Consider the following 18,624-nt stretch of genomic DNA (forward strand, 5'->3'; position numbering starts at 1 on the left):
GGAAAAAATTCAAAGGGAATCTCAAAAAGGGGTTCGGAATTTTTTAATTCCGAACCCCTTTTGTCTACAAACTGAGCCCTCCCATAAAGGAGGGCTTTTATATCTATTCCCCAGACTTTTGTTATTCATCAACCGCATCTGCCATTTCATCAAAATCGGAAACTGCGATCTATCAAACAGTTCAGCACAAGAAATACCTGGGTTTGTCATCGCGTAAGACTTGTAATCGGAGACTGCACGCAATGTTTGGATACATAGTATGCATGCACTGGTACTTGTTTTGATCCCTAGAAGTCTTTCTTAATACGATCGTCATGATTTAGATTGTTGACACCGTGTTTCCTCCTTTATAAGTTTATGCTACGTCTGATTGTTTAATTGAATCAACGTAATGGTTTGCTTTATCCTGGTCAAATTCCCCTTCCCATTTCGACATGACAATCGCCGCCAATGAGTTCCCTATGACATTAACCGCTGATCTTCCCATATCCAAAATTCGGTCGATACCGGCAATGAACGCAACACCTTCCACCGGCAGTCCCATAGAACCAAGTGTTGTTAAAACAACAACAAATGAGGCACCCGGAACGCCAGCCATTCCTTTTGACGTTAACATCAATACGAGTAACAAAGTGATCTGTTCTGTAATGGATAAATCTATACCATACATTTGTGCTACGAAAAGTGAAGCAAGTGCTTGATAAATCGATGAGCCGTCTAGATTAAACGTATAGCCTGTTGGAATAACAAAAGAAGTAATGGATTTCGGGCAGCCAAACTTCTCCATTTTGTCCATAAGCCTTGGTAATACCGACTCTGAACTTGCTGTTGTAAATGCCAAAATCAATTCATCCTTTAACACTTTCAGGATAACAAAAATGCTTGTCCCTGACATTTTCGCTATAATTCCAAGAATGGCGAATACAAAGAATACCATCGTCACATAAACAGCCATTACTAGGTTACCTAAAGGAATTAATGTTGCGATACCGAATTTCGCAACGGTTACACCAATCAGTGCAAACACACCAAAGGGGGCAAATTTCATGACTAGATTCGTCACCCAAAACATTACTTCCAACACACCTTCAAAGAATCCAAGAATAGGCTTTCCTTTTTCGCCTATCGCAGCCACACCTAAGCCGAATAAAACAGAAAAGAAGATAATCGGTAATAAATCCGCTTGAGCCATTGATTCAAATACATTTGAAGGAACAATATGAGAAATTGTTTCTCCAAAGCCACTGCTGCCAGCGGTATTTGTCGTTTCTTCATATTTTGAAATATCACTTTTTTCAAGATTGCTTGTATCTAAGCCAGACCCTGGGTGAAACATGTTTGCCGCCAGTAATCCAATAACAATGGCAATTGTGGTGACAATCTCAAAATAAAGAAGAGTCTTCCCGCCTAATTTTCCAAGTTTCTTTATATCGCCGACCCCCGCTATGGAGACGACTAGTGCAGCCATGACGATCGGGATGACGATCATTTTAATTAAATGAATGAAAATATCGCCGATAGGCACCAAAATGGCCATGACTGTTTCATTACCATGGAATAAAGCACCGACAACGATACCTAGTACAAGTGCAACAAAAATTTGAGTAGCTAAGCCAAACCTTTTCATTTGAATTCCTCCTTTGATAGTCGTTCTGTTGTTAGCGCTTCCAATTTTTAGATTATTTCAAGTTTATGATCATCCTACTGGAACCTACTGAATCCTACGGATACTTACAAGGGCCATAAAAAATAATAATTTCAGTCAAAACCCTTCTCACTTTTTTACCTTTTCATGTGTTATGTTTTTAATATAGTGACTGGGGAGGGACCGTATTGAAAAAGAGTATAAGGATATTGCTATTGATTATGATTGCGGTGCCTCTTGCGGGCGAATTCAAGTTTTACCCCTTCGATGATACATTCAGAGTCAGTTTGGGAACCCCCGTCTTCTTCTTGTTTTTACTATGGGGGAGGAGCATCCACCCGATTATTGCAGGCATAGTGACGGGAGTGAGTGTGTTTTTTTTGCGTTTTTCACTGGCTGTCGGGATACGGGACATATCCGTTGAGGATGCGATCTATCTTCATGTTCCCGCCTTTTTCTACTACTTCATTTACGCGTTGGCCTTTCATAAAACGAAATTGAACGAACGGCACGATCAGCCGTTTATGATCGGGCTTTTAGGGGTATTGATCGAGCTTTCTGCAAGTGTATCGGAGATGACGATCCGATCCATCCTGGCGAATCAGGGCACACCCTTGTTAGCCATTGACCAACTTGTTTTAATCGCCTTTATTCGAAGCTTTTTCGTTCTCGGCTTTTTTAATATATTAAAGCTGAGAGAAGCGAAATCCGCAGAAGCGGAGCAACGCATCCAAAAGGAACAAATGCTGCTTTTCATTTCAAGTTTGTATGAGGAATCGGTTCAACTGAAGAAAACGATGCAAAATGCGGAAGAAATCACCCGAACTTGTTATGACTTTTACCGTCGGATAAAAACAAGGGGGACTGATGGAAGCGATGCGCAAACTGCGTTGCAGATTGCCGGTCTTGTGCATGAGATCAAAAAAGATAACCAGCGGATTTATGCGGGGCTTTCGAAACTTATGTCATCCAAAAACCTGCAGGAATATATGAAGATCGAAGACCTTGGTAACATCATGATCGTGTCCAATAGACGATATGCAGAGTCCCTTGGCAAAGTTATTACATTTACCTTGCATATAGATGATGACCATCCCCCCTATCATGTATATATGGTATTATCATTAATAAATAATTTATTGGCCAATGCAGTGGAAGCCATTGAAGAAGAAGGATACGTATCACTGCATGTGAAAAGGAAAGATCAATTCGTGGAGTTTTGCATTTGTGATAATGGCCCAGGCATTGCGCCAAAGCAGAAGGAAATCATTTTTACAGCAGGTTATACAAAGAAATTCGATGTGGCGGGAAACCCTTCGACGGGAATTGGCTTATCGTATGTGAAACAAACAGTTGAAAAATTTGGAGGACATATCAAGCTAATGGATACCTATAAAGAAACCGTATTCATCGTAGGAATTCCGATTGATGCTATTATGGAGAAAGGGCTAACGAGATGAATTATTTCATTATAGATGACGATCCTGCCATTCGAGGAATGTTGACAGAGATAATTGAAGACGAAGATTTAGGCAAAGTGGTGGGAGAAGCAGAAGACGGAGCTTTAGTTAATAATGGCTTGTTGTTTTTAAAAAAAGCAGACGTTGTCTTAATTGATTTGCTCATGCCATTAAGGGATGGAATTGAAACAATCAGGTCTCTTGCTGATGGATTTCAAGGAAGATTTGTGATGATATCGCAAGTGGAAACGAAAGAAATGATTGGTGAGGCGTATAGATTAGGAGCGGAATACTACATTACAAAACCGCTGAACCAAGTTGAAATTTCATGCATATTAAACAAAGTGAACGAGCGAATACTGGTGGATCAATCGATCCAGGGCATTCAAAAGTCGTTGAACGTGTTTACGGACCGCCCGAAGTCTTCTAAAACCTTTCAGACAAAAAATATCATGGAAGCCGGGCGGTCCTTAATTTCTGATTTAGGTATGATTGGCGAAGGGGGAAGCGAGGATTTATTAAACATCTTAGGATTCCTCCAAAATGAAAAGCAAAGACTCGGTCCTGCCTACTCGTTTCCATATTTAAAGGAGATTTTTGCTGGGATTGCTGCTGAAAAGCTGGGAGATCAAGCGAAAGAAGCCGAAATCCAGAAAGAAATGAAAGCTTCCGAGCAGCGTGTCCGTCGCGCTCTTAACCAGGCACTCATCCATATCGCTTCATTAGGATTGACGGATTATATGAATCCAAAATTCGAGGCCTATTCATCCACATTTTTTGATTTCTCGGAAGTCCGAAAAAAAATGCTGGAGCTAGAAGACAAAAGCAAAAAAGTAAGCAGTCAGAGCCGCAATAATATGAAAAAATTTATCCAAGTGCTGTTTATGGAAGCAAGGCAGATGATGAAATAATAAACCAGTAACACAAGTGGAATAGATTGAAAATTCCCAAAAACATTTTCTTATTTTTCGTTGGAAGAAGCATAAAGGCAAATCCGTTTATATGGGATTTGTCTTTATCGCTATGTTCTCCGTATTTTTTTATGGCTCTTTTCGTAAAGATTGTTGTTTTTAAACGAAACTATTTAAGGTTGATTGGAGCGGAAGTGCGAGACTCCTGCGGGAGCAGCGGGAGAGGTGAGACCCCACAGGCGTTTACGCCGAGGAGGCTCACCGCCCGCACCAAGGAAAGCGAGTATCTTGAGAGGAAATCAACCACAACCCACTACCTGGTAAATAGCAACAAAGTATGTGAAAACAGCCTTTTTTATAAACAGTATTGTTTCAAATCAATAGAAAAAGGATAAAGAAGTTCATTCGTTTTCTATTCGTTGATTAATTCCATCGCTCTAACTTTGGGATGCCTCTAGTGAAAAACTTAGCAATAAATTTAGGCATATTCATATTTTCCATCATATGATTTTGAACAACTTTTTGCATTTCTATCGCAGTAATGTTTTGAGTGAATTCACCATTTATATAACAATGACTGCAATATTTAGTACTTATCCTACCATCTTTTTCAGTTCCGCCACCTAATTCATCTTTAGATAGCGGCATTCCACAACTCTGACATGCTTTATAATTTTTCATGATAATTTCTCCTACAAAAAGTTTTATCCTAAACATTATCTAACAAACAAAGTTAAGTCAAGACAATATGAATCACATCTCATCGAAACGAATCAAACGTTGATGTGGGTGTTGCAGTTCTTCTGAAAGGCGGGACTAGCGAAGCTTTAGGCCTTCAATAATCATAAAAATAACCAGCCAAGCTATTGCTCAACTGGTTACTGGCTTTACATGTTAAATTAAAGTTTAAAATGACGATTCCTTATGGCAACTGTTGTGCAAAATACATTGATATCATTCGAAATTTATGATAAGTTAGTATAGAAACACATTTAAATATACTCTAAAACAGTTTACCCCTTACTATAAGTATAAGGTAAAACTCACCTCTAGTCAACCCCTAATTTCTCATTTTTTAAAGGAGTGTCCGTTATGAACAATGAAATTCGGCAGGAGCAAGAACGTTTGAATGAGGTGATAGAAACAATCACGAAACAAATCAGCAAAATAGAAGGAGAAACTTCAAAGCGTAAAAAAGAAGTTGTTAATATCCGTAAACACTTTTGGGATGACCTCAAGGTTAATATCGATACTTTCGATGATTACCTCGAGACCATCATTGGCTTAAGGCAGCAGGCCCAAGACTTGTCACAAAGCGAAGGCGCACATAGATATGCCTTCAAAAGGCTGTCAACACTGCGCCGCATGCAGGAAGTGCCTTATTTCGGCAGGATTGATATCACTGAAGAAGGGTCTCCCCTTACGGAACAAATTTATATTGGTACTTCCACTCTTACTGATGCAACAGGAGAAAACTTCATTATCTACGATTGGAGGGCCCCGGTTTCGAGTGTTTATTATGACTATCCTCCCGGTCCTGTAGAATACTCCACTCCCGGAGGCGTAATTCGGGGGATGCTGGAGAACAAGTGGCAATACACCATCAAGGGCGGCGTTATCGAATCGATGTTCGATACGAGTCTCACCATTGGGGATGAGATCCTGCAGCAGGTACTGGGCAAGGGAACGGATAAGCATATGCACAGTATCGTGTCCACCATTCAACGTGAGCAAAATAGGATCATCCGGAACGATCGCGGACGTCTGCTCATTGTTCAAGGTGCAGCTGGCAGCGGGAAGACATCAGCTGCCCTCCAACGGATCGCTTACTTGCTCTACAAGAACCGAGAAAGGCTTAAAGCCGATCAAATCATTTTATTCTCTCCAAACTCCATGTTTAATAACTACGTATCAAATGTGTTACCCGAACTTGGCGAAGAGAATATGCAGCAGGTAACATTCCAGGAATATCTGGATCATCGTCTGTCTGACTCGTTTCAAGTTGAGGATCCTTATGAGCAATTGGAATATTTGCTGACTGCAGCGGAGGATCCTTCCTATAGCACCAGGACAGCGAGTATCCAATTTAAGGCATCCATTCGCTTCTTTGAAATCATCAAGACCTACAGACAATCACTGGAGCAATCCGGAATGATCTTTAGAGGGGTGAAGTTCCGAGGGGAAACGCTCGTCTCAGCCAAACAAATTTCGGAAAGATTTTATAACACAGACACCACATTAAAATTTCACAATAGGATTGAAAAGCTGAAAGAGTGGTTATGTGAGCTACTTGATGAAAGGGAAAAGTTCGAGTTGAAACAACCCTGGGTCGAGGAGGAAATCGAGTATCTTAGCAAAGAAGACTACCAAAAGGTATACACCTATTTAGAGAAAAAACGCGGTCATGATGAAGATTCCTTTGACGATTATGAGATAGAAAATAAAATGCTTGCGCGTATGATTGTTCGAAAGAAATTGAAGACGTTACGCAAACGGATAAAAGCCCTTCATTTTATCAATATTAAGGGCATATACAAGCAACTTTTTGACGAACAAATACGGATCGAACTGTGGAATGAGGGTGAAACACCTGCCGAAAGGGAGATTTGCTTATCAACCCAAAAAATGCTGGACGAAGGCAAACTGTATTATGAAGACGCGACCCCATTTTTGCTGCTGAAGGAGTTAATTCAAGGATTTCAGTCGAATACAGCTATAAAATACGTGCTTGTAGACGAAGCACAGGATTATTCTCCATTTCAATTCGAGTTCTTGAAACGATTGTTTCCTAATGCCAGGATGACCGTGCTCGGTGACTTTAACCAGGCAATATTCGCTCATGCCAGTGAACGGGTTGATTTCCAGACTCTTACCAGTTTATACGGGATAAATGAAACCGAGAGCATTACCTTGGATCAAAGCTACAGATCCACAAAGCAGATTATAGAATTCACACGTGAACTAATTCCAGAAGGCCATCGAATTAAGGCATTCAATCGTGAAGGCGAGAAGCCAGTACTCACTCAAGTGTCCAGCCGTGATGAATTGCACCGTAAGATCATGTCTAAGGTCAAAGACTTTCAAAGCCGTGAGTACAATACAATCGCAATAATCTGTAAATCTGCTGCCGAAAGTGCCGCCGCATACGATGCCCTTAATGCCCACTGTGAAATTAAACTCGTACAGAAAGGCACAAATGAATATGAACAGGGTGTAGTTGTTATACCGGCTTATTTGGCCAAAGGCATCGAATTCGATGCAGTCATCATTTATGATGCATCCATGCAAACATACGGTGATGAGAGCCTGCGTAGATTGTTCTACACCGCATGTACCAGGGCTATGCATGACTTACAAATTTATACGGTTGGCAAACCCAGTCCTTTCTTGAAAAACGGTGCAACGGAGAGTTCACTTCTGACCTCCAAATAACAAAGAATGGAGTCATTATTAGTGCTTCCTTTTTTCTCCTTTCATTTTATTGCTCTTTTATCGAAATACTATAAAAGAAAATCTTTAGAAAAGGAGGAGATGGATTGACTAATGAGAAAGAACAGGTGGAAACGGGAGGAAGCCAGGTGACTGGTGAATCAACGATTCAAACAGTTAATGATGGCCATTATCATTATCCAGGGCCCGTGGAAGAAGGCTATAGCGGAAATACATGAAGAGCCGTACAGCCTGCCGGGAAAAAAGATCCTGATGTTCCTCAGAATAAAGACACATTTAATTACACCCGTAATTTAAAGTAGATCCGTCCAACATCATATACTTGGAGGTGAAGGAAATGAGTAAAAAGACAGGAAGAGGTCGCATTGCACCAAGTGTTAACCCGCAGGGACATGGAAAAGATGTGGAATTCTCCACCGAGCCTAAAAGCGATCTTGAAAACAAGGCAAAAAAGTCCAATACAAAATAAACATATTGGATAAAAATGCGGTCATGCTTTATTAAGGAAAGCCCTTCTCTTAGTCGAGAGGGGCTTAAAATTACTTACTCGTGGAAATAATTTAGTCGAATCCCTATACACTATGGAGCAAACTATAAAGTAATTATGAACTTTCACACTTGCTGCACTTGACTTCGATGCTTAAAAAGGCTATAAGGTGAACCGTATCAGGATAATAAAATGTCGTTAGTGATAACATCTTCTAACGCATTATAATTTATGGTAAACATGTTATATGAACTACAATTCCCAATTCTTTGCATGTAGATATAAAAGATGAAAGCAACCAAAGTATTTGGATAATTTCGTGTGGACAGGATCTGCCTTGTTGTAAGTTATTTAAACCTGACTCTAAATTGGATTTAGAAAGAAAATTCACCACTATATATATTTCTTTACCTGATATAGGAGAATTAATCGTCCTTTTTAAATATTCTCCGCCATTTTCCACGGAATCTCCAATCCTCTTTAAAGATATTTCTGTGTCTTTTATATTTTCATTCCATCGTATTATTTTACGATTTAAGTCAGTAGTGGACATGCTCATATTTCCTATATTTTTAAGTGCTTGAGCAAGAACTACTTGGAAATCGGAAGCAGAAAGCATAGAATTTCCATTTTTCGCATGGTAAAAGCAAATACTTTTTAAATTTTTGACAGATATAAAATCTGCAAATTCATTTCCTAAATCATCGCAAAATAAGTAATCAACATCAGTTGCTAAAGTATTTTCTATAAAGAAGAATAATGAATTTGGATCAAAATTAGTATAAGTAGGTAAATTATTACCTTTTTCTGAAGTAATATTAATTAATGATTCGTAGGGCTCTAATACCTCCAAAAATGAAGTAAGATTGCCTAATAACTTTGTATCCTTAAATAATTTTTTATTAGAATAAACATGATCAATTTCAGAGAATGTCACTATAAAATTTTGGTTTTTATTTATATATTCTACAAGATTTACTTCTTTATTAAAGTACTTTATAATAATATTTTTTAACTTTTTGGAATTTATTGTTAAAGAAGTTTTATTTTTTCTGAGCTCTAAGTTATTAACTACAGTATTTAATATACGGTATCTCGATGAATTATCATGAATTGATTGAATTTCACAAAATGTATTAAAATCACTCAGATATTTCTGTAGATTTATACTTCGTTTTGTTCCTCGAAAATCGTATGCTACGTCTTCAATTAATCCACTCTCAAAGTCTTCTAGCAACTCATTGAAAAGAAACAAAATGGAAGATGGTATTAACTCGATTAAATGTTCTTGGTTGCTTATTGGTATAGAGAAATTATCCAAATATGACTCGTTTAATTCAAAAGTTTCGACCTTATCAACTACATCAATAGCCCATTTAAAGTATTCATCAATTGGTACTTTTTTTCCGATTCTATTGATTTTGGAAGTGTTAAGAGCAAGAGATATTCTATTTTCTTTATCCTTAACTCTCAGATTATTAATTATATACTTACTTGAATAAACAGGGGAAAAAGAACTTCTTAAGTCATTTGCTTCAATATTACGCTTTCTAATTGAATTATTACTAATATCCATATTTAACATAGATAATTTTTCAAAACTAGAGGAGTCACTCAAAAACAAACGCGAAATAGTAGTATAGTCAACATCACTAATATAATCTTTTAAAATCGAACTAAGTCCACTTATATTTTTCTTATTTATTACGATCATATTTGAATATTGTAAAATTAATAAATATGCATATTTAATTTCTTCTTCTGAGCCGTCTTCATCTAAAAAGTTTGGTTTTCCTTTAAATTTATATATACATAGTGAATAGTTAAAACTTTTATCACCAATAGAGTAAGATTCATTTATTATTCTAGCTGTATAGGGTCCAGATTTTTTTCTAGAAATATTAATAAATAAACTATCTATAAACCTATCTGATAGTGAATTACTCAAGTGATAATAATATGCGGTTTCTCCTAGCGATAATCTATCAATCATTATCTTTATCTCCTAAACAACATATAATAATACTATTTTACCATTCATAATTAATGTAAAAAGCACGAAGTGGACAGTTTAAGCCTTATTCGATTCAGAGTTATTAAAAAACTTATAGGATCTCGAAGAATAAAATAATAACATCATACATCATTTTGCAAATAATGTAAAATAAGAGTATAATAACCATAGAGGTTATTAATGAATGTTGAAGTGGAATAGGGATGAGTAAATGAATAAAATAAACAATATATCTTTTGTTAAACCTAGAGACTTAAGCGGTCCTAGATCGTCCAATAGATTTGATTATCAAAAAGACTGGGCAATCTTGAAGATGATGGAAATGTATGAATTGAATGATGATTTCTTGCTAGTTATGGACTATTACGATGATGTCGTTATTTATGATTCAGCCGTTGACCCTGAACAAGTTTCTTTCTTTCAAATAAAGACTAGTTCAAAGAATTGGACTTTAAAATCACTAACAAAAAGAAACCAAGGTGCTGAGGGTCCCTCATTGTCCATACTAGGAAAAATGTATGAATGTAAAATGCAATTTCCACAGCATACTTTGTCATTAAATTTCATCTCAAATTACACTTATAATCTTAAATTATCTAGTGGTGATAAAAGTATAGCTAAAAGAAAAATATGTATGTCAGAATTAGAAGAAAATACAATTTCTGAAATCATTAAAAGTCTAATAGAAGAACATGAGTTGACAGAAAACCCAGACTTAGTAGAATTGACTTTTTTTGAAGTATCGGAGTTACTCATAGACAAAAGAGAAACCTATTTAAAAGGAAAATTGTCAGAATTTATTGAACGACAAAATCCGGATTCGAAGTACAAAATTAGTGTTATTTATGATTCTTTATTTAGTGAAGTTAAAGTCAAAAATAACTACGAAGAAGACATTTCTACTTTTGAGGAGTTAGCGAAACATAAAGGCATTAGTAAAGAACAGTTTAAAGAACACATCAAAATATTCTCAAAAGACGATGAGGAAGAGGAAATATGGAATTTTGTCAGTAACAGTTTAGCTCAAGAGGGTCTGCCTTTCTCAGACAGATTGAGAATGAATCAGTCATGGAATGAATATAGGATCGATAAGATGAATTATGCAAACTTAAAATTACAGAGAACGATTAATGACATTACAGAAATTATAAATGGTTATAAACATAAGCAGGTAAATAGAATTCAAAATGATTTATTAGAACCTGCATTTAATGAGTATATATCTAAGTACCCTTCCCCTTTATATGGGGAGTTTTACTTAAAAGTCATTATCCTAATGGAGTACAGTAAATGAATGGTAATTTTAGAAGGCTAATAAGGAATTTGAGGATAGGTAACTATGAAAAAATTAATAATAAAGGAAATAAAACTAATTTCATTTCAAGAAGAGAAAGCAAAGAAGATAATATTTCATCCAAACATAACAGTGATAAAGGGCGATAATCATACAGGGAAATCGTCTTTGATTAAAAGTATTTATTGGACATTCGGGGCGGACCCTAAAGATATCCATCCTAAATGGAAAAATGCAAATGTGATATCACTTGTGAAGTTCTCGATAGAAAATAAAATATATTCTATTCTACGTAGAGAGCGATTTTTTGCAATTTTTAATGAAGAAATGAATGTAATAAAAACATTCGATGGTATTACAAACGGGATCGGTCCATTTTTAGCAGAGATGTTCAATTATAAGCTAGTACTAAATAATAAAAAAGGTGAAGCACAAGTTCCACCGCCAGCCTTTTTTTTACTACCTTTTTATATTGACCAAGATGCTAGTTGGTATAAAAATTGGGATTCTTTTGACAGACTTTCACAATTTAGTAATTGGAGAAATGATGTAGTCAATTATCACACTGGGATTAGACCAAATGAATATTACGAAAAGAACGCAGCAATCAGGAGTCATAAAAAAGAAATATCGAAATTAGAGTACGAGCGAGAAATTTCTAGTAATTTTATTGCAAAGATAAGTAATCAAATTAAAGAGGATGTTGTTTCAATTGATACGGCTCAGTTTAAAAAAGAGATTGATGAACTTCTAGTAAATTATGATTTGTTAAACAAAAAAGGAGCACATTTAAAACAACAAATTCTGGATTTAGAAAATCACAAAATTCATATTGAACAGCAAGTGAAGGTTGTACGAAATACAATTAAAGAGTTAAAGGATGATTTTGAATTTGCAATGGAGCAAACTGATTTAGTAGAATGTCCTACATGTGGGAATGTTTATGAAAACTCTTTTGTAGAACGTTTTGCTATAGCAAAAGATGAAGATACGTGTAGGGACCTTTTAATAGAATTAGATAAAGAACTAAAAAAGGTTGAAATAGAAATTGGTAATGAATACAGTCTCTATGATGAAAACGATCTTGAACAAGCAAATATAAAAGAGATACTTTCTAGAAAACAAGGAGCAGTAAAACTCAAAGATATTATACTTAATGAGGGTAAAAGAGAAATGAATTCTCTAATGGAAAATGAAATAGCACAGCTTAATAATAGTATTTACCTTAATGAACAAGAAATTGATAATATAAAACAAGAGTTAAAAGAATATGAAGATAAAAAGCGGCAAAAAGAAATAAAATCTATGTATTATAATTTAATGCAAAGTAGTCTAGTACAACTTGATGTATTAACTATGAGTGAAAAATCATACAAAAAAATCACTTCGAAAATAGAGGAAACTGGAAGTGGAAAACCTAGAGCGCTACTTGCATATTATTACAGTATTTTAGAAGTAATGAAGCAATATTCTACATCTATATTTTGCCCAATAATTATTGACTCTCCTAATCAACAGGACCAAGAAAAAGCAAATATAGATAAAATGCTTAATTTTATTATTAGCAATAAACCACTTGGCTCACAGCTTATTTTAGGTCTTGTAGAAATGGATGATTTGGAATTCGAGGGAGAAACAATTGTTTTGAGTGAAAAACATAGTTTACTTCAGAAAGATGATTATCCAAACATATTCTTGGAGGTTAAATCTTTACTAGAAAAGTGCAGTTAAACTATTCAATATTTAGATCATTAGATTTTAATTGGCACTTTTGTCTAAAAGCACTAAAAAACAATACGGTTCACCGTATTGTTTTTTTAGTGGTAAAGCAGAGAGCGGAATGGGAGGTTTGCAGAATATTTAGAAAAGTTTAAAGGAGATTAGAATTTAATCTCCTTTAACATCTACCATTTTTTCTACAATTAGTTTGAAATCATTCACTTATCTCGAAATGGCCAATCCGAAAAGGATAACCCCAACTCTTCTCATTTTTAATGAAAGCGAGGTGTGAGATTAATGGATGAATCGAAGTTTCTGTACAACTAATGAAAACTATATTTCTTCGGAAAGGCATGAAATCATTTCCCATATCAAACTGAAAAACAACATCATCGATTACTTTTCTAAAGCAGTAAATTTTTGATGCGGAGTACTTTCCTTAAAACTTAACTTTGAAGAGTAATAAATAATCCAATCACCAGTATTCATCTTTTTTAAAGGAGCTCCTTTACTATGACAAAGTTGGGCTACCTTGAATTGTTTTGCACGAGTCAGCACCCGCAATTATCGTATTATCTTGGGTTGATTTTGAAACAGGAAATTTCATTTCCTGCCACGCCGCAATATCCCCGGTCAATTCTTTAACGTTATAACCTCGTTCCAATAAAACCTGTGCTATTTCGGCAGAAGTATTGCACCACATACCAGCAATTAACAATGATTTCCTTATCTTTTGGAATTTCATTTACACGATATGATAATGTCAGTTCAGGTATAACAGGTTAAATATTTGTCGATGAATCATACGTTTTTGAAGCAGCGGAATGTGAAAGAATGAAAGGGTGGGGTTACCGTTAAAAAAATACCAAATACATATACCGCTGTGCTAATATGAAAGACTGAGCTTTAAAAAATGAGAGGAGTTACAAATGAAAATAAATCGATTAATAGCGAACAATATAAGCCATTTAGATTTATCACTGCCAGACGACCAATCATTAGGAATTGCTGGTTTATCAGGTTCCGGGAAGACGACTTTTTGTCAAACCATTGGCGAAGAATCCAAGAAGCGTCTCGTTTCCTTATTGCCGAAGTCTGAATATCAGTATTTATTCCCTAATATTATGGAAACCAACTTCAGTGCCATCAAGATGGAGGAAATGCCTCTTGTCCTTTTTCTCGGCAAATCATCCATTTCAGCTAATCCCCGTTCGACCATTGGCACACATACTGGTGTGTTTAAAGAAATACGTGTTTGTCTTGCAGAAAAATTCAATCTTTCTCCGGAAGTTTTTTCATTTAATAATGCCTTAGGCTGGTGCCCCACTTGTAAAGGACGCGGTACGACGAAAAACGTCGAATGTCCAAAGTGTGAGGGGAAGCGCTACAATGAAGAAGTCGAGCAATATACCATTGAATTATTAGACCGCCCGCATACTATATCCGATATCAACAACTTAAGCATCGAAACGATCCTTTCACTCGCAGAGACCTTACATATAAGTGAAGCCAAACAGCATATTCTCCAAAATATTATCAATATGAATATTGGTTATTTAGGCTTGAACCGTATTATGGGGACAGTGTCGGGAGGGGAATTGACCCGGCTTTATTTGGCCGAATTCATGGCAACAAGTGAAAATACCGTGATCATCATCGATGAAATCTCCGTCGGTCTTGATCATCAAACCCTTTTGAAAATTTTGGAGCAGATTAAGCAATTAGGTTATAAAAATCAAATTTGGCTCATTGATCACTCCGACACGGTGCTGGATAGCACGGATGACCAATTGTTCTTTGGACCCGGCAGCGGAAAATATGGCGGGAAAATCGTTGAGGAATCACCGCGGCCCAAACCAATCAGCTGGAAGCGTAATGAAGCAGCGCCAACGGAATACTATCAATTTCAGGATCTCTACTGCCGTAATATTCAAATGGAAGAAATCCGGATTCCCAAGAATAGACTCGTTACCTTTACGGGTGAGTCCGGCTGCGGTAAATCTACACTAGTCAATGAATGCATCTCCAAAGATTTTCAGAAGCGGTATCCAAAGGATAAGCTGGTCATGGTCGGGCAGGACCGAAATAAATCGATCACCAGCCGGTCGACCGTTGCGACGTTTCTTGATATTAAAAAGAAGCTAACCAAATACAGTGATGAAATTGATGATATTTTTCAGCGTTCGATCGAAGATATCATCGAAGAACTCCCAAAAGAAGACATCGCACATAAACGTTTGAGCTTATTGATCAAACTTGGGCTTGGTTATTTAACGTTAGAAAGAAAAACACAAACACTATCGACGGGTGAATTTCAATGTGTCCACTTAGTTTCCGAGCTGTTTGCGAAGACAAGGAACCCGCACACGCTGTTCATTTTTGACGAGCCTTCAAAAGGGTTATCGCAAAATATTTTAAACCAATTCATTGACAGTGTCAGGGTCATTCTGGAGGATGAATCCGTCTCCATCATCATGATTGAACATAATGCCTATATGCTGGAAAGCTCGGATTATATCGTGGATTTTGGCAAAAGACAGCTAACACCTGTCCAGCATCTTGACGTTGTCAGTCATGATGATTATTACAGTCACAAAAACAGTGACGAGCGGGTGGAGCCATTGCATATCTCTTCGACGCTCCGGTCAAAAACTGGTATCGATTATTTACAGGAAAATCATCTGGACTATTTCAAAAACGCAGAGAACGTTTATAAGGGCGGCATTTTAAAAAGCCTATCACCAATCGCTCGCGTGATTTATGGGGAGTACGAGTCCGATACGATTGCCCCTGTGATCGCCATTGATCTTGAACGGCACTTGTACAGTCAATATACGTTTCTTTATGAATTGGGCGGAATGATCAACCATATAGTGGCTGCACATCCGACCAATAAGGATACAAGAAGCTTCGATTTCTATTCAGCAGAAAATCATTGTCCAAGCTGTTCGGGACGCCGGTTCATTGAAAAATTCGATTTCGATGTAGTCATACAAGACAAAAACGTGCCATTCTGGGATGGTTTATTACATCCGGACGTGATGGAAGTATTAAAATATTATCAGCATTCCAAACTGCAATTCCTGTTTGATGAGATCAAGAATGAACTCGGTCACGACATTAGTAAAAGCTATAATGAGATGACGGATGCCGAAAAGCATACCTTCTTATATGGGTATTGGGAAAAGTCCTTTTACGATAAAGCAGGCAAGGCATCGCGAATTTGGGAAGGGTTCAATTTCATCATTGGGCGTTATATCTTCGTATCGAAATCAATCATTAAAGAGCAGATGAAAGAAACAAAAGAGATGATCGACTGTCCAGTCTGTCAAGGAACGGTTCTCAAACATCATAAAAAGCTGATGTTTGGTGATACGGACATTCGCGAGATCATCCAACAGCCAATTGATCAAGTCGTCAAAATTGTAGGAAAGCTGCCGGAACTGGAAAAACTAAAAGCGATTGTGGGCGGCGATATCGCACTCACTGATGATGTCTCATTCCTTCCACGTGAAACAAAAGCGGCGTTGAAAATGCTCGAACTCGAACTAGCAAGCTTTGTCGGCTATGAAGTGGTTTTACAAAATACCCAACCATTCTGGGACAGCATTAAAGGCAATATCGAAGCAATCAGCAGCAAAAATCAGATTACCATCTGTGACTTTGCCAATATTAACGAAACAAGAGAAACCATTATTGATAAATATTTCACCAATGGCAAATACAAAAAACTAACCTATGTCTATGAAGCATTCGGCTACAAAAAAATCGTTACCCAAATCAATAAAATTAAAGCAAGTCATAAATGCCCATTCTGTAATGGCAAGAAAGTCATTTCAGAAGACAACATCCATGACGGTGTGTATAAATTAACGATCCCTTGTGTGAGCTGTCATGCCAGTGGCATCGATGATGAAGGGCGTAAAGAAATCGTCGAAAGCATCGACGTCCAGACCTGGCTGACAGGGAAAGTGAAGGATGTCGTGGCCGAAAGTGAACGTACCGAGGCCGTTGCCGATATCCCCATTTTCGCCCGGATACGTGAATTGAACAAACGAGACATGATGGCGGTTTATCAATGCCTAGACGAGAAAAAATAAATGTAACAGCACTCTATGGAAAATCAAGTTTGTCTACAGTTTTATAAAGGTTTGTACAATTTGACCGTTGATTGGAACGTAGGGCACTCGCTTTCCGCGGGCGGTCCGGGAGCCTCCTCGGCGCCTTTGCGCCTGCGGGGTCTCCCTTGGACACGTTTCTCCAACAGGAGTCTCGCACCTTCCGTTCCAATCAATTTTGGTTTTAATAAAAACCATTTTTGTCTACAAACTAAAAGTCCGCCGTAAATGGCGGACTTTGTTTATTATTTTGCAGAATGATCTTCTTGATAAACGGGAAGTGTTATTGAAATCGTTGTTCCCTTATTCAAAGCGCTAGTTAAATGAAGTGTACCATTCATCGTTTGGATGGTCTTGACAGCCACCATAGATCCCAACCCAGTCCCTTTTTCTTTGGAACTGTAATAAGGCTCACCAAAACGATTTATTTGTTCCTTGTTCATTCCGACTCCATTGTCACTGATTTCGATAATGATATCGAAATTATTTACATAAGAAACAATATTAAGTTCCCCGCCGTTTGGCATTGCCTCTATACCATTCTTGATGAGGTTTAGGAAGCATTGCTTGAAATGTTGAATATTCCCCCGGGTGATGCATGGAGCCAACTGATTAGATATAGTAACTAAATTCATGTTAGCCAATGGTTTGATCATTTCAATTACATATCCTATTTCACGGTTAATTAAAATATTTTCCACTTTCTCAAGTGCAGGTTTTGCAAATGCTAAGTATTCACTGATAATGGATTCTGCACTATTAAGCTCTCTAACTACATGTTGTATATATTGTTCTCTTACTTCCTGAGTCAGATCAGGAGCCTTTAGCAGTTGGACAAATCCTTTCACAACCGTTAAAGGATTTCTAACTTCATGTGAAATGCTGGCTGCAAGCTGACTGACTACCTCCATTTTTTCAAGCCTTACCATTTGTGTCCGGATTATAATGGCATCTTTTAAAATTTCTATGATATATAAAGCCAAAACGATAATGAAAGGAGGGAGGATAATAAAGTAAAATACATACGCCTCCGTTATTCGAAAATAATCAGACATAACGATTGAAATGAAGCTCGTTAGTATTCCAAGAAACAAAATTAATAGTATCGAGCTATTAAGCTTATTTTTTCGATTGAAATTTTTGAATTTGGAAGAAAATAAAGCCGTTATAATAAAGATTACGATATATACAGTTAACGTAAGTAAATTGAAACCATAAAAAGCAAACCTAAAAGTTAATATGATGACTAACAGGGCAGCCCCTACAGGCCAACCACCATAAAGGGTCCCTATTATAAAAGGGATTTGCCTGAGATCATGGACACAATATTCATCGATATAAATAGGAAACTTCATACATAAAATAATAGGAATGCTCATGCATGCAGTAATAAGGGTCTTGCCATACTGACTTAACCTTTTGCCATGATCTAATAAAATGTAATAAATCAAAATGCTTACTAAGATATAAAAAAGATTATCTAATATGTTTTGATTAATATAAATAAAATTCATAGGATTCTCCTG

Annotated in this window: 12 protein-coding genes; 8 read left to right on the plus strand and 4 right to left on the minus strand. The window is 36.9% G+C overall.

Annotated features, from left to right (window positions below; all coding sequences use genetic code 11):
- Positions 1-355 precede the first annotated feature (355 nt).
- Positions 356-1,627: a cation:dicarboxylate symporter family transporter gene (locus AC3WLU_RS01665; protein WP_492596671.1), complete on the minus strand. Its 1,272-nt coding sequence runs from the start codon at positions 1,625-1,627 to the stop codon at positions 356-358.
- Positions 1,628-1,833: 206 nt separating this feature from the next.
- Between AC3WLU_RS01665 and AC3WLU_RS01670 the strand changes: the two genes are divergently transcribed.
- Entirely contained in the window at positions 1,834-3,105 is a 1,272-nt protein-coding gene (locus AC3WLU_RS01670) for a sensor histidine kinase (RefSeq protein ID WP_492596672.1), read from the plus strand.
- Complete coding sequence (locus tag AC3WLU_RS01675; RefSeq protein WP_063575257.1) at positions 3,102-4,016, plus strand: response regulator; 915 nt, start codon at positions 3,102-3,104, stop codon at positions 4,014-4,016. The genes AC3WLU_RS01670 and AC3WLU_RS01675 overlap by 4 nt, the downstream gene beginning before the upstream one ends.
- Before the next feature lie 423 nt (positions 4,017-4,439).
- Here the strand turns inward: AC3WLU_RS01675 and AC3WLU_RS01680 are convergent, their stop codons facing one another.
- Positions 4,440-4,697 (minus strand): zinc ribbon domain-containing protein, encoded by a 258-nt coding sequence (locus AC3WLU_RS01680; RefSeq protein WP_057276990.1) that lies wholly within the window; start codon positions 4,695-4,697, stop codon positions 4,440-4,442.
- Between the two features lie 411 nt (positions 4,698-5,108).
- Between AC3WLU_RS01680 and helD the strand changes: the two genes are divergently transcribed.
- The 3 genes from helD to sspL all read left to right on the plus strand — a co-directional run bounded on the left by helD (position 5,109) and on the right by sspL (position 7,935).
- On the plus strand, positions 5,109-7,448 hold the full coding sequence (gene helD / locus AC3WLU_RS01685) for an RNA polymerase recycling motor HelD (protein WP_492596673.1): 2,340 nt from the start codon (positions 5,109-5,111) through the stop codon (positions 7,446-7,448).
- Positions 7,449-7,552: 104 nt separating this feature from the next.
- Positions 7,553-7,684, plus strand: a complete 132-nt coding sequence (locus AC3WLU_RS01690) for a hypothetical protein (RefSeq protein WP_492596674.1) — start codon at positions 7,553-7,555, stop codon at positions 7,682-7,684.
- Positions 7,685-7,803: 119 nt separating this feature from the next.
- Positions 7,804-7,935 (plus strand): small, acid-soluble spore protein L, encoded by a 132-nt coding sequence (gene sspL, locus AC3WLU_RS01695; protein WP_034304091.1) that lies wholly within the window; start codon positions 7,804-7,806, stop codon positions 7,933-7,935.
- Positions 7,936-8,182: 247 nt separating this feature from the next.
- Here sspL and AC3WLU_RS01700 read toward each other — a convergent pair whose 3' ends face one another.
- Entirely contained in the window at positions 8,183-9,946 is a 1,764-nt protein-coding gene (locus AC3WLU_RS01700) for a hypothetical protein (RefSeq protein WP_492596675.1), read from the minus strand.
- Positions 9,947-10,178: 232 nt separating this feature from the next.
- On the opposite strand from AC3WLU_RS01700, the gene AC3WLU_RS01705 reads away from it, so the two are divergent.
- The 3 genes from AC3WLU_RS01705 to AC3WLU_RS01715 all read left to right on the plus strand — a co-directional run bounded on the left by AC3WLU_RS01705 (position 10,179) and on the right by AC3WLU_RS01715 (position 17,080).
- Positions 10,179-11,261 carry a DUF4297 domain-containing protein gene (locus AC3WLU_RS01705; protein ID WP_492596676.1) on the plus strand — a complete coding sequence of 361 codons (1,083 nt, stop codon included), beginning with the start codon at positions 10,179-10,181 and terminating at the stop codon, positions 11,259-11,261.
- A gap of 45 nt (positions 11,262-11,306) precedes the next feature.
- Positions 11,307-12,992: a hypothetical protein gene (locus AC3WLU_RS01710; RefSeq protein ID WP_492596677.1), complete on the plus strand. Its 1,686-nt coding sequence runs from the start codon at positions 11,307-11,309 to the stop codon at positions 12,990-12,992.
- Between the two features lie 917 nt (positions 12,993-13,909).
- A complete protein-coding gene (locus AC3WLU_RS01715) occupies positions 13,910-17,080 on the plus strand; it encodes an ATP-binding cassette domain-containing protein (RefSeq protein ID WP_492596678.1) in 3,171 nt (1,056 codons plus the stop codon).
- 263 nt (positions 17,081-17,343) lie between these two features.
- On the opposite strand, the gene AC3WLU_RS01720 is transcribed toward AC3WLU_RS01715, so the two are convergent.
- Positions 17,344-18,612, minus strand: coding sequence for an ATP-binding protein (locus AC3WLU_RS01720; protein WP_492596679.1), 1,269 nt, complete (start codon positions 18,610-18,612; stop codon positions 17,344-17,346).
- Between the last annotated feature and the right edge of the window lie 12 nt (positions 18,613-18,624).

This window comes from Peribacillus sp. FW305-BF15 (assembly GCF_058783805.1).

What these genes read in the sequence shown, in the direction of transcription:
- AC3WLU_RS01665 (WP_492596671.1), bottom strand. Translation starts at nt 1,627, where the DNA reads ATGAAAAGGTTTGGCTTAGCTACTCAAATTTTTGTTGCACTTGTACTA.
- AC3WLU_RS01675 (WP_063575257.1), top strand. Translation starts at nt 3,102, where the DNA reads ATGAATTATTTCATTATAGATGACGATCCTGCCATTCGAGGAATGTTG.
- AC3WLU_RS01680 (WP_057276990.1), bottom strand. Translation starts at nt 4,697, where the DNA reads ATGAAAAATTATAAAGCATGTCAGAGTTGTGGAATGCCGCTATCTAAA.
- helD (WP_492596673.1), top strand. Translation starts at nt 5,109, where the DNA reads ATGAACAATGAAATTCGGCAGGAGCAAGAACGTTTGAATGAGGTGATA.
- sspL (WP_034304091.1), top strand. Translation starts at nt 7,804, where the DNA reads ATGAGTAAAAAGACAGGAAGAGGTCGCATTGCACCAAGTGTTAACCCG.
- AC3WLU_RS01700 (WP_492596675.1), bottom strand. Translation starts at nt 9,946, where the DNA reads ATGATTGATAGATTATCGCTAGGAGAAACCGCATATTATTATCACTTG.
- AC3WLU_RS01705 (WP_492596676.1), top strand. Translation starts at nt 10,179, where the DNA reads ATGAATAAAATAAACAATATATCTTTTGTTAAACCTAGAGACTTAAGC.
- AC3WLU_RS01710 (WP_492596677.1), top strand. Translation starts at nt 11,307, where the DNA reads ATGAAAAAATTAATAATAAAGGAAATAAAACTAATTTCATTTCAAGAA.
- AC3WLU_RS01715 (WP_492596678.1), top strand. Translation starts at nt 13,910, where the DNA reads ATGAAAATAAATCGATTAATAGCGAACAATATAAGCCATTTAGATTTA.
- AC3WLU_RS01720 (WP_492596679.1), bottom strand. Translation starts at nt 18,612, where the DNA reads ATGAATTTTATTTATATTAATCAAAACATATTAGATAATCTTTTTTAT.